General features: G+C 67.6%; 12 protein-coding genes. 3 read left to right on the forward strand and 9 right to left on the reverse strand.

The genetic code is table 11. The features are described 5' to 3' along the window. Window positions 1-364 precede the first annotated feature (364 nt). Genes ASD71_RS19295 through ASD71_RS19305 form a run of 3 tightly spaced genes read left to right on the forward strand, consistent with a single transcriptional unit; the run spans window position 365 to window position 1,850 of the window. Window positions 365-979 (forward strand): TetR/AcrR family transcriptional regulator, encoded by a 615-nt coding sequence (locus tag ASD71_RS19295; protein ID WP_056569470.1) that lies wholly within the window; start codon window positions 365-367, stop codon window positions 977-979. Continuing rightward, window positions 976-1,419 carry a PaaI family thioesterase gene (locus ASD71_RS19300; RefSeq protein ID WP_056568297.1) on the forward strand — a complete coding sequence of 148 codons (444 nt, stop codon included), beginning with the start codon at window positions 976-978 and terminating at the stop codon, window positions 1,417-1,419. Before ASD71_RS19295 ends, ASD71_RS19300 begins: the two co-directional genes overlap by 4 nt. Further along, the gene (locus ASD71_RS19305; protein ID WP_056568301.1) at window positions 1,416-1,850 is read left to right on the forward strand and encodes an NAD(P)-binding domain-containing protein; all 435 of its coding nucleotides are present in this window, start codon (window positions 1,416-1,418) and stop codon (window positions 1,848-1,850) included. Before ASD71_RS19300 ends, ASD71_RS19305 begins: the two co-directional genes overlap by 4 nt. Here ASD71_RS19305 and ASD71_RS19310 read toward each other — a convergent pair. The 9 genes from ASD71_RS19310 to ASD71_RS19350 all read right to left on the reverse strand — a co-directional run bounded on the left by ASD71_RS19310 (window position 1,821) and on the right by ASD71_RS19350 (window position 14,504). Then, window positions 1,821-2,588, reverse strand: coding sequence for a phosphatase PAP2 family protein (locus ASD71_RS19310; RefSeq protein ID WP_056568304.1), 768 nt, complete (start codon window positions 2,586-2,588; stop codon window positions 1,821-1,823). The two genes, ASD71_RS19305 and ASD71_RS19310, sit on opposite strands and share 30 nt — an antisense overlap. 45 nt (window positions 2,589-2,633) lie before the next feature. Continuing rightward, a complete protein-coding gene (locus ASD71_RS19315) occupies window positions 2,634-3,425 on the reverse strand; it encodes a metallophosphoesterase (RefSeq protein WP_056568307.1) in 792 nt (263 codons plus the stop codon). Then, the gene (locus tag ASD71_RS19320; protein ID WP_056568309.1) at window positions 3,422-4,396 is read right to left on the reverse strand and encodes a diacylglycerol kinase family protein; all 975 of its coding nucleotides are present in this window, start codon (window positions 4,394-4,396) and stop codon (window positions 3,422-3,424) included. The genes ASD71_RS19315 and ASD71_RS19320 overlap by 4 nt, the downstream gene beginning before the upstream one ends. A gap of 92 nt (window positions 4,397-4,488) precedes the next feature. Then, complete coding sequence (locus ASD71_RS19325) at window positions 4,489-6,288, reverse strand: gamma-glutamyltransferase family protein (RefSeq protein ID WP_056568312.1); 1,800 nt, start codon at window positions 6,286-6,288, stop codon at window positions 4,489-4,491. A gap of 305 nt (window positions 6,289-6,593) precedes the next feature. After that, window positions 6,594-8,090 (reverse strand): ABC transporter substrate-binding protein, encoded by a 1,497-nt coding sequence (locus ASD71_RS19330; RefSeq protein WP_056568315.1) that lies wholly within the window; start codon window positions 8,088-8,090, stop codon window positions 6,594-6,596. Between the two features lie 219 nt (window positions 8,091-8,309). After that, window positions 8,310-9,209: a LysR family transcriptional regulator gene (locus ASD71_RS19335; protein ID WP_056568318.1), complete on the reverse strand. Its 900-nt coding sequence runs from the start codon at window positions 9,207-9,209 to the stop codon at window positions 8,310-8,312. Then, complete coding sequence (locus ASD71_RS19340) at window positions 9,206-9,877, reverse strand: metalloregulator ArsR/SmtB family transcription factor (protein WP_056568321.1); 672 nt, start codon at window positions 9,875-9,877, stop codon at window positions 9,206-9,208. Before ASD71_RS19340 ends, ASD71_RS19335 begins: the two co-directional genes overlap by 4 nt. Before the next feature lie 30 nt (window positions 9,878-9,907). Then, complete coding sequence (locus tag ASD71_RS19345; RefSeq protein WP_056568323.1) at window positions 9,908-11,392, reverse strand: efflux transporter outer membrane subunit; 1,485 nt, start codon at window positions 11,390-11,392, stop codon at window positions 9,908-9,910. Between the two features lie 10 nt (window positions 11,393-11,402). After that, entirely contained in the window at window positions 11,403-14,504 is a 3,102-nt protein-coding gene (locus ASD71_RS19350; protein WP_056568325.1) for a MexW/MexI family multidrug efflux RND transporter permease subunit, read from the reverse strand. Window positions 14,505-14,513 lie beyond the last annotated feature (9 nt).

A 14,513-nucleotide genomic window follows, 5' to 3' on the forward strand; every position in this document is an offset into this window, starting at 1 on the left:
TTGCATCAAAAATCGGGGGGACTGGCTATGGTCGGCATCAGAAAAGTGCAGGTTTGCGACAGGCTTGTTGGGAAGTTGCAACATCCCGCTGATGCTTGCCGCGTATCGCTAGGGCTTACCCTTACCGAACTGCCCGAGCGCGCAACCATGCGACTTTCGGCCCTGCCCCCAATTTTCCGGGCAATTCCGAAACCCATTCGTCACGCTACTTTCTTCGCGGCTCCGGCTGCCGTGCGGCGCTAAACCGGAGCGGCCGGGATGATGCCGGCACTGAAGATCATCGTAATCACGTGCAGGGTGAATAACATTGTTATTAATAAAAATCGTCGATATGATCGGTGGCATCGAATCGCCGCCGAGCACCATGTCCACGCCCTCCCCCCGTGCCGACCGCAACGAACGTCTGAGCGCACTGCGCAGGCAGATCATCCTGGACGCCGCGCAGCGCGTGTTCGAGCAGGATGGTCTGGAAAACACGACGATCCGGGCCATCGCGAAGGAAGCCGGTTGCACGACCGGCGCCATCTATCCCTGGTTCGCGGGCAAGGAAGCGCTGTATGGGGAACTGCTGGATGGATCGCTGCAGCGGCTGCTCGCGCATCTGGCGCAGGCGGGCGAGGCCGAGGCGCCGCAGTCGGCCGCACGCGGCGTAATCCGGGCGTTCTTCGAGTATTACGCGCAGCGGCGCACGGATTTTTCGCTGGGAATGTATCTGTTCCAGGGACTTGGCCCGCGCGGGCTGGGTCGGGACATGGACGAAAAGCTCAATAGCCGGTTGCGGCAATGCATCGATCTGATCGGACAGGCGCTGGCACGCACGAAGGGCTGGCGCGACGAGTTCGTTCAGGCCGAGCAGATGAACGTGTTCACTTATCTGATGGGACTGTTGCTGCTGGTGCATACCCGCCGCCTCAAGTCCCTGGGCCAGCAGGCCGACGCGCTGCTGGACAACTATTGCCACGCCCTGGAACAACGATGACCGCAACCGCCCTCGCCGCCGATGCGCGCGCGCCGCTGATCAGCCTTGCCGACTTTCACGTGCTGCTGGCCGACCAGCACCCGTTCTCGATGCTGTTGGGGATCGATATCCTGCACATCGGCCACGGCACGGCGCACGCCGTGCTGCCCGCCCGGGACACGCACCAGCGGCTGGGCGGCATCGTTGCCGGGCCAATGCTGATGGGACTGGCCGATCTGGCCATGTATGCAGCCGTGGTGGGCGCGACCGGGCAGGCCCACGCGGTCACGGCCAGCCTGACCATCAATTTTTTGCGCAAGAGCCCCGCGGGCGCCATCCATGCCCACGCCCGCCTGCTCAAGGTGGGCCGTCTGTCCGCGGGAGAAGTCGTGCTGACGGGCGAAGGCTCGGACGAGCCGGTCGCCCATATCGTGAGCACGTGGTCGGTGCCCAAGCCATGAGTCCGCGCGTCAGCATCGTCGGCATGGGCAGGATCGGCACGCGTGCGGCGCGGCGGCTGCTGGCCGCCGATCCCGACATTGCGTTGACGCTTTACGACATCGAAGCGGACCGCTGCGAGGATTTTCGCGGCAACGCGACGCTGGCGACCTCGGCGCGCGAAGCCTTGGCCGAGTCCGACACCATCGTGCTGGCCCTGCCCGGGGAACGCGAGATCGATCGCACGCTGGAACGCTTCAGCGACGGGCAGGTCACGGCGCCCATTGCCGGCAAGCTGATCATCGATCTGGACCCGCCGCCCGCCGACCGGATGCGGCAGCTTGACCGGGCCATTGCGTGCGCGGGCGGGCGCTACACCTGCGCGCCGCTGCAGGCGGGCGCCGTTGCCGGCGTCGAGGCGCGCCTACTGGACGCGCTGAACCGTCCTGCCTGAGACGTGCAGCCGCTCGACGGCCGCCACGCACAGGACCAGCCACCCGAGGCTGACCGCGAACCCGGCGGCGACGTCGCTGGCGAAATGCACCTGCAAGAGGATGCGGCTCAGGCCGATGGCCATGATGAGCGCGGCCATGAACGCCACGCACGGCAGGCGCCAGCCGGGCGGCGCGAATCGCCACATCAGGTAGCAGGCCGTGCCGTACACAGCCATCGCCGCGGACGAGTGGCCGCTGGGGAAGCTCCAGCCGGTTGCCATGGCGTAGCCGTGGTCGTGGTCGGGGCGTACGCGTTCGAATGTGTGCTTGAACAGCCAGTTGAGCGCGCCGTTCAGGCCGGTCGCGACGGCGCAAAAGAGCGCGAGCTGCCATGACCCGCGCCACAGCAGCGCTAGCGTCATCAGCACGGCGACGACCGTGAGCAGGCTGCGGTCGCCCAGGTACGTGATCCAGGACAGCAGCCAGAGCATCGACGTCGACATGGACATGCTGAGCGCGTTGGCGAGCGCGCTGTCGAACGCCACGACGGTCCCGCGCCGTTCGACGGCCAGCGCCAGCGCCAGGAACACCGCAAAGGACACGCCCGCCGTCGCGGCGAACAGTACCGCGCGGCCGTTGCCGGACAGCCGGCCGTGGCAACGCATGAACAGTAGCGCCACGCCGCCAGCAGCCAGCGGCAACGCGACAAACAAAGAGAGGGCATGGGCCGCAGCCCATGCCGCGTAGACATCGGTCATGAAAGCGCCATCAAAAAGGAACGTGCGCGGCGCCGCCGCGCACGGTTACAGCGAAACCAGGGTTTTGTCGACGGGCGCGAATGCGTGCGCGCCTGCTGCATAGTCCCACCGCTCGACGTGGCAGACCGACTGGCCGTCCTCTTGCGAGCGGGTGATCACGCCAAGCGAATTGGGCACGGTGCCCCGCACGCGGTGCGAACACGTGGTTCCCGCCTGGACGATCCAGCCGGCCGGGCCCGTGGGCGCGGTCAGCGGCAGCACGTAGGGCAAGTGTATGTGACCGCCCAGCACCAGGTCGACGCCCGCCTGCGCCCAGGCCGCAAGCGCACGCTCGCGGCCGATCAGCAGATTGGACAGGTCCGATTCAACCTTGGCGCGCACGGGGTGATGCGCGACGACGATCCGCAACTGGCCCGGCCGGGCCTGCCGCAACCGCTGGCCGACACGGGCGATCTGTGCGTCGGAGATCTCGCCGTCCTTATGGCGTTTTGGCCGGGTGGTGTTCACCCCGATGGCAAGCACGCCGTCGTTCTCGAACACGGGTTCGAGGATCGGCCCCAGCGCGCGCTTGTAGTTGCCGTAGGGATTGAGGGCGCGTGCGAATACGTTGTACAGCGGAATGTCGTGATTGCCGGGCACCGCCAGCACGGGCAGCGCGAGGCGCTCGATGAACCGGCGGGCAGCGGCGAACTGGCTGCGGCGTGCGCGCTGGGTGATGTCGCCGCTGAGCACCACCAGATCGGGCGACAACTGCCGCGCCAGGTCCAGCACGGCTTCGACGACCGCCTTGCGCTCAGTGCCGAAATGGGTGTCCGACAGATGCAGGATCCGCGTCATGAGCGGTCCAGGAGCTCGGGGTCCGCCGGCACCACCAGGGGCAGGCGATCGCTTGCCACCTTGAACTCGAGCGGCGTGTCCATCCAGAAGATTTCGCCGTCCATCGCGACCTTGACCCGGCGACGCCCGCGCACGCCTACCGTGAGCTTGTCGAAGGCGAAGCTGATCACGTTCTCGGCTTCGCCCATCCGGCTGAGCAGGCCGCGCACCAGCAGGCCATAGAGGGCCAGCGTGCCCACGGGCCGCGCCGCCATGGCGATAAGCCGGTTGCGGTCAAGCTCGTCGTTCTCGATGCCGATGTGTTCCAACTGCAGTTTGTTGTTGCCCACGACCAGCGTCGGCGACCGCAGGCTGCGCGACTTGCCCTCGAATTCGAGTTCCAGGCCGAGCTGGCGCGGTTGGCGCCAGAGCGTGACCAGGCCCGACCACAGCGCGACCCAGCGCCTGCGCCCGTAGCGCTGCTTGTAGGCCTCGCGGTCTTCGAGTAATTGCGGATACAGGCCGAGGCTGGCGTTGACGAGGAACAGGCGGCCGTTCAGCAAGCCGACCTGCACAGGGCGGATGCTGCCTTGCAGGAAACCGCGCAGCGCCACGTCGGTTTCTTGCGAGATGCCGTAGGTGCGGCCGAAGTAGTTGAAGGTGCCCTGCGGCAGGATGCCGAAAGGCACGCCTTGCCCCAGCACCGTGCCCGCGACGGCGTTGAGCGTGCCGTCGCCGCCCGCGGCGATGACGACGCCCTGCTCGTCCTGGGCGCGCTTGACGGCCTTGCGGGCCACTTCCGTCAGCCGCGACGGGTCGTCGACGGGCATGAGTTCGTAGCGCCGCCCGGCCTCGTCGAGGATAGTCCGGATGGTGTCCTGCAGGACCTGCGCGTCGCCGCGCCCCGATCCTTTATTGAGGACGATGAATAAGGGTTCTGTTCCCGTGAGGGGTCGAGCCGCTGTTGCCGGGCTCTGCTCGGATGGCGTCATGCGACAAACATACCCTATGCGGGTAAACCGCTGCAAGACGCCGCACGGCGCACGCTTTGTAAGAAAGCGTGCGCCGTCCGTTCGACGGCCGCTCAACGGCCGACGGCGTACGCCTGCATCAGGCGCGGCGTGGCCGCCGCGTGCAGCAGTCCGTCCGGATCGCGCGAGGCCGCGGTCAGCCGGCCGACCGACCATTCGGGCAGTTCTTCGATCTGGTGACCGCGCTGGCGCAGCGCCGCGATGACCTCGGGGCCGAAGCTGGTTTCCAGCGCCAGGTGGCCCGGTTTGCGGTCGCGCGGGTAGAAGGACGTCGGGAAATGCATGGTGTGCGACATGGGCAGGTCGATCGCTTCCTGCAGGTTCAGGCCGTGGTGCACGTGACGCAGGAAGAACAGCAACTGCCATTGCTCCTGCTGGTCTCCGCCCGGCGTGCCGAAGGCCAGGTAGGGCTTGCCGTCGCGCAGCGCGAGCGACGGGGTCAGCGTGGTGCGCGGGCGCTTGCCCGGCGCCAGCGTGCCGGGCAGGCCTTCTTCCAGCCAGAACATCTGGGCGCGGGTGTTCAGGCCGAAACCCAGTTCGGGAATGACCGGCGACGACTGAAACCAGCCGCCCGACGGCGTGGCCGAGATCATGTTGCCCCAGCGGTCGATCACATCCACGTGCGTGGTGTCGCCGCGCTTGGCCGACGCGCGCATGTCGGCAAGCGTCGGTTCGTTCGTGGCGCTGCCGGGCGCGGTGACGGGAGACAGGCGCTCCAGGGTGTCCATGACACGCGCGACCTGCGCCTCGAAGCCGGGCACCTGCCCGGGCAGCAGGTCGTGCGACGCGCCCTCTCCGATCAGTTGGCGGCGTTCGGCGTTGTACGCGTCGGACAGCAGATGGGCCAGCGGCACGTCGATGAAGGCCGGGTCGCCGTAATAGGCTTCGCGGTCGGCAAAGGCGAGCTTCATGGCCTCGGTGACCCGGTGGATGAACTCGGCGCTGGTGGGGCTGACGCCCGCCAGGTCCATGTCTTTCAGGATGGCGAGCGTCTGCAGGAAGACCGGGCCCTGGCTCCAGGCGCCGGCCTTGGCGACGGTGTAGCCGTGATAGTCGTAGGTCAGCGGTTCGTCGTAGCTGGCGGACCAACCGGCCAGATCGTCAGCCGTGATGACGCCGCGATGGGTCGTGCCGCTTTCATCCATGACGTCGGTGTTGCGGGCGAAGCGGTCGATCTCTTCGGCGATGAAGCCGCGGTAGAACGCGTCGCGCGCGGCCTCGATCTGGCGCTCGCGGTCGGCGCCGGCGCCTTCGGCGGCTTGCAGCACCCGGGTCCAGGTGCGGGCCAGCGCCGGATTGCGGAACAGCTTGCGGGCCTGCGGCACCTGCCCGCCTGGCACGTAGACCTGGGCGGTTGTCGGCCAGTGCGTTTCGAAGAAGTCCTTCAGGCCGGCGATGGTGTTGGAAATGCGGGGCATCAGGGCATGGCCGTGCTCCGCGTAATAAATAGCGGGTTCCAGCACGTCGCGCACGCGCATCGTGCCGTGGTCGCGCAGCAGCAGCATCCAGGCGTCGAACGCGCCGGGGATCACGGTCGCGAGCAAGCCGTTGCCGGGAATGAGCTTCAGGCCTTCGGCGCGGTAGCGTTCCAGCGTGGCGGCGGCGGGCGTGGTGCCCTGCCCGCACAGGACCTCGACCTTGCCGGTGCGGGCCGAATAGAACACGGCTGGCACTTCGCCAGCCGGGCCGACCAGATGGGGCTCGACCACCTGCAGCACGAACGCCGAGGCAACGCAGGCATCGAACGCATTGCCGCCGCGCTCCAGCAGCGACATGCCGGCCGAACTGGCCAGCCAATGGGTGGACGTCACGACACCGAAGGTGCCGAGGATTTCCGGGCGAGTCGTAAACATGGTGGGTCCTGGTGTTGGGAGGTAAGACCGATTTGGGTGTCTGACACCCGGGTGTTTTGTAGGACTGGTTCGGGTGTCTGACACCCATGGATTGGCCGACCGCGTTGCTATTGGCCGGTGTCTGACACCCTGGAGAGACGGTCGGCACCTCTGCACAGCATCTCAGAGGGTGTCAGACACCTGCGCATACGGGTAACCGCCTCACAACAGCAAGTGACGCCATCCGGGACACTGCGGATCCGGCTCCGCCGGTCCGCAGGTGTCGCCCCCTTGAGGGGGCCCGCGCTAGCGGGTAGGGGGTGGGTCTACTTCTTTGATACGCCTTTTAGGCGGATCAAGCCGTCGGGGTACGGGACGAAGCCTTCCACCTTGCTTTGCACGCCGAACGTCCACGGCAGGTAGAACAGGTAGATGATCGGACGCTGGTCCTGCATCGCGGCGAGCACTTGGTCGTACATGGCGCGGCGCTTGGTGGTGTCGGCCTCGGCGCGGGCGTCGTTGAGCAGTTTGTCGACGGCGGGGTCGCAGAATTTGCCGTCGTTCAGGTTGCCCTTGCAGCTCAGGTACTGGTGGATGTTGCCGCTGGGATCGACCCGGCCAGACCAGCCGCTCTGGCCGATCTGGAAGTCGCCGCGCGCCAGCGAGGATTGCAGCGAGGCGAACTCGACCGGGCGCAGGGAGATGTCAAAGCCCGCTTCGGCGCCCATGGCCTGCACCAGTTCGAAGACCTGTTGCATGGTGGTGTTGTTGCCGAAGGTGATTTCGACCTTTACGCGGTCGTAGCCGGCTTCCTTCAGCAGGGCCTGCGCCTTTTTGGGATCGCGGCCCGGGCGGTCGAAGGACTTGTTGTAGGCAAAGCTGGCGGGCGGGAACGGCTGGTGGGCGGGCTGGAACATGCCTTCGCCGATCACCTGGTTCAGGACGTCGCGGTCGATGGCCAGATCCAGCGCCTGGCGGACGCGCTTGTCCTTGGCGAGCGGATGGTCGGCGCGCGCGCCGTTGGCCAGGTTCACAGAAATGGACTGGAAGCCCAGGCCGGTGACCGGCGCCAGACGCAGGTTGGCCTCGTCCTTGACGGCCTTGGCGTCGCTGGGCGCCACGCGTTCGATGATGTCCAGGTCGCCGGCGCGCAGGTTGTTCAGGCGCACGGTGTTGTCCGGAATCGGCGTGTAGACGAGGCGGTCGAAATGGTAGTTGGCCGCGTCCCAGTACTTGGGGAATTTCTCGAGCACGATGCGATCGTTCTGCACGCGCTCCTTGAATTGGTACGGGCCCGAGCACACCGGCTTGCCGCCAGGATCCTTGTCGAAGCTGGCGGGCGAAATCATCATGCCCGCGCGGTCGGACAGTTGCGACAGCAGCGAGGCATCCGGCTCCGACAGGTTCAGCACCACGGTGTGGTCGTCGGGCGCGTCGATGCTGGCAACGGTGGCCAGTTCGCTCTTGCGGTTGCTGTCGGGCAGCGTGCGGGCGCGGTCGAGGTTGGCCTTGACGGCGGCGGCGTTGATGGGGGTGCCGTCATGGAACACGGCATCCGTGCGCAGCTTGAAGGTCAGCGTCTTGTTGTCCGGGCCGACGGACCAGGATTGCGCGAGCTGCGGCACGATCTTCAGGTCGGGGGTGATGTCGACCAGCCTGTCGCACAGCGAGGCGAACACGATGCGGCCGACAAAGGTGCGGGCGCGCGCCGGGTCCAGCACGTCCGGGTCGTCCTGCAGCCCGATACGCAGGGTGGACTGGGCTTGCGCCAATCCGGTGACCAGCATTCCCGCCATGGCCATGGCGAGGCAAAGTTTACGCATGAAAGATCTCCGTCGATTCCGGAAGATCTGTCGTCTCGTGCGCGGTCGCACCGCCTGGCAGGGAGCAACAGACCCCGGGTCGTGCCGCATCGCCGGGCCCATCCCCCTCGCGCGCACGTTGTTGTTGGATTCTGCGCCAGGCGCGCGGCGATTGTATAGACCGGCGGATGGCGCGCCGCCCACTATACGCCCGTGGCGGCCGCCTTGCGGACGAATGGCTCAGGGCAGACGGCAAGGGGCCGAGAAATCGGCCGACGCGGCGACCGTGTCGCGCAACATGGCGACCAGCGGCCGGGCGTCGTCGCGCCGGTACTGGAACGCATAGGGCAAGGCGGCCAGTTCGGGCTCGCCGTGCAGAACGCGCAGGCTGCCTTCTGCCTGGAGCTTTTCGGCCCAATGGCTGGGCAGCAGCCCAACGCCCGTGCCCTCGATCAGCAGCCCGACGATGGCGCCCCAGTTGTTGCAGCACAGGCGCTCCCCGGCAGCTTCGCGTCCGCCAAGCCAGTCGTCGATGATGCGCGTGGTGCCCGCGCCTTCGGGCAGGGTCACGAGCGGCAGCCGGGCCAGCAACGCCATCGTCATGCCGGTCTCCGAAGGTTGCAGCACGGAGGGCGCGGCGACCCAGGCGAATTGCGCCTCGCCGATGGGCGAGGACGCGATGCCGGCGCGGGAAGACCGGCCGGCGATCACCGCGAAGTCCAGTTCGCCGTCCGCGACACGCTGCTCCAGCACCTGGCCGATGTCCACGTACGGTTCCAGCACCAGCTCGGGGTAGGCGGCGCGCACGGCTCGGATCAATCCCGGCAGCCAGGTCAGCGCGGTCAGCTCGCCCACGCCGAAGCGGCAGCGGCCGCGCAGGCCGGGCGTTTCAGTCATGGAAGCGCGGACCTGGTCAGCCGCGGCGAGCAGGCTGCGCGCCTGCGGCACGAGGCGCTGGCCCGCGTCGGTCAGCACGGCCTTGTGGCCGCTGCGGTCAAAGAGCGGCTGGCCCAGCCCCTCTTCCAGCTCCGTGATGCGCTTGGACAGCGAGGACACGGACAGATGCAGCCGCTCGGCCGCCACGGCAAAACTGGCGCAGGTGGCGGCCCAGTAGAAGGCTTCGAGCTGCTTGAGCGTCATGGCCGCTCGCTGACCCGTTCACTGACGCGGTACGCGCAGCGCCGCGCGCCGGCCAGGATGTGTTCTTCGCGGTCGACCTGCACGCCCGCGCCCAGCACCTTGCGGAACAGTTCCAGCTCGCTGCGGCAAAAGCCCATACAGGCCTTGGCCGCGAAACAGATCGGGCAATGGTTCTCGATGAAGATGAAATCCGCACCGTCCTCGCGCAGTTCCGCCATGTAGCCCTCGGCGCAGCGCACGTCGACCAGGCGCTCGAGCCGCGCCTTCAAGTCTGGCGCGTCCTGCATGGCCTGCTGATAGACATTGAGCATGGCGCCTTCGCGCACCTGCACCAGCTTGTCGATGCCGTCGTCGCCGAACACCTGGCGCACCGCGGCGATCATCTGCACCGTCATCTCGGCGTGCGTGTCCGGGAAGCGCCCGTGCCCGGCCTCGGTCAGGAACCAGATCTGGGTGGGCCGGCCGCGACCCGCGCTGCGGCTCTCAAAGTCGACCAGCCCGTCGGCATGCAGGCGCGTCATCTGCTGGCGCACCGCCTCGGCCGTCACGTCCATGGCGCGCGCGATGACCGCGATGGATTGCGGCCCGCGCGTCTTCAGGGTCATGAGCACGCGATCCGCAGGCTGGTGCGGCATCGCGGCCGCCGGATGGGACAGGCTGTCAGACATGAGGGGTATCGATGCTCCGCAAGAAGGTTCCTATGGTGCCATGGACGGCTCGCCGGGGTCAGCCGGCGCGGGGAAAACCGCCGCCACCGCAGCGGCGGGCCGGGCCTGCCAGCCGCCCCCCAGCGCCTTGTACAGCGCAATGAGGCGCGTGTAGGACTCGGCTTCGGCCACGGCCACGGCGTCCTGGGCGCGCAAAAGCGTACGCTGCGCGTCCAGCACGGTCAAATACGGGGTGCTGCCTTCGCGGTAGCGCAACCGGGCCAGTTCCGCGGCCCGTCCGCTGTGGGCGGCCGCCTGCGCCAGATTGCCCAGGCGCTGCTGCGTCTGCCCGTACTCGGCCAGGGCCTCCTCCACCTCCTGCACCGCCCGCAGCACCGCCTGTTCGTAGCGCGCCGCTTCGCCTTCCAGGCGCGCCTCGGCCCCGCGCTTGCGGGCAAGCGCCGAGGGCAGGTGGAAGGCGGGCCAGCCGGCGTCGGCCGCCACGCTGAATCCGCGGCTGGCTGCCGACCCGAAATCCGCGCCGCGCAGCGCAACGAATCCCAGGAATCCGCCCAGGTCGATGCGCGGATAGAGCTCGGCCGTGGCCACGCCCACGTCGGCATTGGCGGCGGCCAGGTTGCGTTCGGCGGCCAGCACGTCCGGACGCCGCGACAACAGGGCGCCCACGTCGCCGATGGGCAGCCGCGCCGTCAGCGGCGCGAGCGGCGTGGCGGCATCCAGCGCGCCCAGTTCCACCGGCCGCAGGGCCGCCAGCACCGCGATCCTGTACAGCGCCAGCCGGCGCGCAGTCTCCTGCACGGGGATGCTGGCCTGCACCGTCTCCAGTTCCGCCCGCGCGCTGGCCAGGTCGCCTTCGTCGCCGCGGCCGGCCGACACCATGGCCTGGGTCACGCGCAGGCTGTCCTCTTGGCTGGCGAGGTTGGCCCGCGCCACGGCCAGCCGCTGCTCGGCGCCGCGCAGCTCGAAATAGTTGCGCGCCACCTCGGCCGCCACCACGATGCGCGCCTGCGCCAGATCGGCCGCCTGCGCTTCGCTGCGGGCGGCGGCGCCCTCGGCCGCGCGGCGCAGCCGGCCAAACAGATCCAGCTCCCAGGTCGCGTCAAAGCCCGCGCGATAGCTTTCGGCCAGATTTCGCTCGCCGGCTGCGCCCGGGTTCGCCTGCGACAGGCTGCGCGCGTAACCGCCGCCCAGCGTCACGGCGGGCAGCTTGTCCAGCTCCCTTTCGTCCAGCACCGCGCGCGATTCGGCAAGGCGTGCCTGGGCGATGAGAATGTCCAAATTGCGGGCGAGCGCCATGCCGATCAGGCGATCGAGCTGCGGGTCCTGCAACTGCTTCCACCAATCGCGCTGGACCTGGTCGGTGGAAAACAGCGTCTGCTCGGGGCTGGCCAAGACAACGGGCGCGGGGTTCGGCTGTTGGTAATCCGGCCCCACTGCGCAACCGGCCACGGCCAGGGCCGCCAGCAGCACGACGGCGCTGCGGCGCAGCCGGATGGAGGGGTGTAGCGTATTCATGTTCGATTCCTCAATGCGAGGCCGCGGCGCGCGCGTCCTCGGCGTCGGCCTGCGCCAGTTCGCGGGCGCGCGGCGTGTCGTTGGCCGCCCGGTGATCGCGGGCAAACACGGTGTAGACGGTGGGCAGCACGAACAGCGTGAACAGCGTGCCCACCAGCAGGCCCACCACGATGACCAGCCCCAGGCTGTAGCGGCTGTGCGCGCCGGCGCCGGTGGCGAACAGCAGCGGGATCAGGCCCATGACCATGGCGGCCGTGGTCATCAGGATGGGACGCAGGCGAATGCGCGCGGCCTGCTCCATGGCGGCCCGCCGGTCCAGGCCGTGGCTGACCTGCATTTCGTTGGCAAACTCCACCATCAGGATCCCGTGCTTGCTGATCAACCCGATCAGCGTCACCAGCCCGATCTGCGTGTAGATGTTGACGGTGGCCATGCCCAGCGCCAGCGGAATCAGCGCGCCGCAGATCGACATGGGCACGCTCACCAGGATGATGAACGGATCGCGCAGGCTTTCGTACTGCGCGGCCAGCACCAGGTAGATGACGATGATGGCGAAAATGAAGGTGATCATCAGCGCCGAGCCTTCCTGCGTGAACTGACGCGCGTCGGACTGCCAGTCGTAGCTGAAGCCCGCAGGCAGCGACTGCGCCTCGCGTGTCAGGAACCGCACCGCATCGCCCATCGTGACGCCCGGCATGGGAATGGCCTGGAACGTGGCGGCGTTCAACTGGTTGAACTGCGTGAGCTTGTTCGGCTCGACGCCCATCGACACCGTCACCAGGTTGGACAGCGGCACCTGCGCGCCCGAGGCGCTTTTCACGTGGTACTGCGCCAGCGCCTGCGGCGAGATGCGCTGTTCGCGCAGGCTCTGCGGAATGACGTCATACGAACGCCCGTCCATGCCGAAACGGTTGACATAGTTCTCGCCCACCAGCACCGCCAGCGTGTCGCCGATGGCCTTCATGGTGACGCCCAGGCTATTGGCCTTGCTGCGGTCCACCTTCAGTTGCACAACCGGATTGTTGTAGTCCAGGTCGCTATCGACCACCATGAAGAGGCCGCTTTCGCGCGCGGCCTTCTTCAGGCTCTCCATGGCGTCGAAGACCACGGCATAGTCGGACGCGCTCATCAGCACCATCTGCACGGGCAGCCCGCCGGTGGAGCCGGGCAAGGACGGCAACTGGAACGCAAAGATGTTGCTGCCTTCCACGCGGTTTGCCATGGCCTGCATGTCGGCCTGGATCTCGTCGGCCGAGCGCGTGCGATCCTGCCAGTCCACGAAGTCCACGCCGCCGATGCTGTTGGACACACCGTCCGACCCATTGATCAGCCAGCGCCCTTTCTGTTCGGGCAGCGTCTTCATGACGTCGTCCCACTTCTTGCCGAACTTTTCCACGTAATCGATGTTTGCCTGCTGCGGCGACTTGATGGCGGTCAGCACCGTGGACTGGTCCTCGACGGGCGCCAGCTCCTGCTGCGCGGCGTTGTACAGGAATGGCAGGCTGGCCAGCACGGCCACCGCCAGCACGCCGGTGATCCAGCGATGATGCAGCGACACGTCCAGCACGCGGCCATAGGCGTCGCCCAGCCGGCCAAAGAAGTGTTCCGCCTTGCGCGCCATCCACCCGTCTGCCACCCGGCCGTTCAAGAGAAACGAGCTCATTACCGGCGACAGCGTCAGCGCGATTACGCCGGACACCACCACCGCCCCCGCCAACGTGAACGCGAACTCCTTGAAGAGCGAGCCGGTCAGCCCGCCCATCAGCCCGATCGGCGCGTAGACCGCCGCCAGCGTGATGGTCATGGCAATCACCGGCCCCGCGACCTCGCGCGCGCCGATCAACGCCGCGCGCACGGGCGACTTGCCCTCCTCGATGTGGCGGTGCACGTTTTCGACCACCACGATGGCGTCATCCACCACCAGGCCGATGGCCAGCACCATCGCCAGCAACGTCAGGAGGTTCACACTGAAGCCGAACAGGGCCATGATCGCCGCGCCGCCCAGCATGGACAGCGGTATGGTGACCACCGGAATCAGCACCGCCCGCAGCGAGCCCAGGCACAGGAAGATCACCGCCACCACGATGACGATGGCCTCCAGCAGCGTCTGCGTCACGCCGTCGATGGACGCGCTGATGAATCGGGCCAGTTCGAACGGCACCTGCACGCTGGTGCCGGGCGGCAGGTTCTGCTTGATGTTGGGCAACTGTTCGTTCAGGCGTTTCACGATGACCAGCGGATTGCCGACCGGCGTGGCGTTCAGGCCGAAGTAGACGGCCGGTTCGCCGTCCATCAGGCCGCTCGAATCCGTGGACGCCGCGCCCAGTTCCACCGTGGCCACGTCGCCCAGCCGGACGACGGCGCCGCCGTCGTGCTTGACGACCAGGTCGCGGAATTCGGCCACGTTGACGAGGTCGGTGTTGACCTGAATGTTGGACACCACATACAGGCCCTTGGCCTGGCCGGGCGCCGCCTGCACATTGTTCTGGCGCAGCGCGTCGGCCAGCTCGCCGGCGGAAATGCCGCGCGCCGCCATGCGGTCGGGGTCCAGCCACACCCGCATCGCCAGCTTCTGCCCGCCGTACAGCTCGACGCTGGCCACGCCGTCGATGGACGAGAGCTGCGGCTGCACCACGCGAGACAGATAGTCGGTCAGCGCGGCCAACGAGAGGTTCGTGCTGGAAAAGCCCACGTAGGCGACGGCCGTGGCCTCGCCCGCGGACTTGACCAGGACCGGATCGTAGACGTCCTGCGGCAGGCGGTACTTGACCTCGTTGACCTTGGCCATCACCTCGGTCATGGCCTTGTTGGAATCGGCGTTCAGCTTCATCCGCACGGTGATCACGCTGCGGCCCTGCGTGGACGAGGACGACAGGTAATCAATGCCTTCGACCGTGGCCACGGACTGCGCGATGGGCTGCGTCACGAAGCCCTGCATCAGGTCGGGCGAGGCGCCGGGATATTGCGTGGTGATGGTGATGGTGGTGCTTTCGGTCAGCGGATACTGGCGGACGGGCAACCCGCTCAGCGCCTTGATGCCCAGCAGCAGGATGAGCGTGCTGACCACCAGCGCCAGCACGGGACGGCGCACGAAAAGATCGGTGAACTTCATGGGAGCCTC

Origin of the sequence: Achromobacter sp. Root565 (assembly GCF_001427425.1) — a bacterium.
In the GTDB taxonomy this organism is placed as follows: Bacteria; Pseudomonadota; Gammaproteobacteria; order Burkholderiales; family Burkholderiaceae_B; genus Achromobacter; species Achromobacter spanius_D.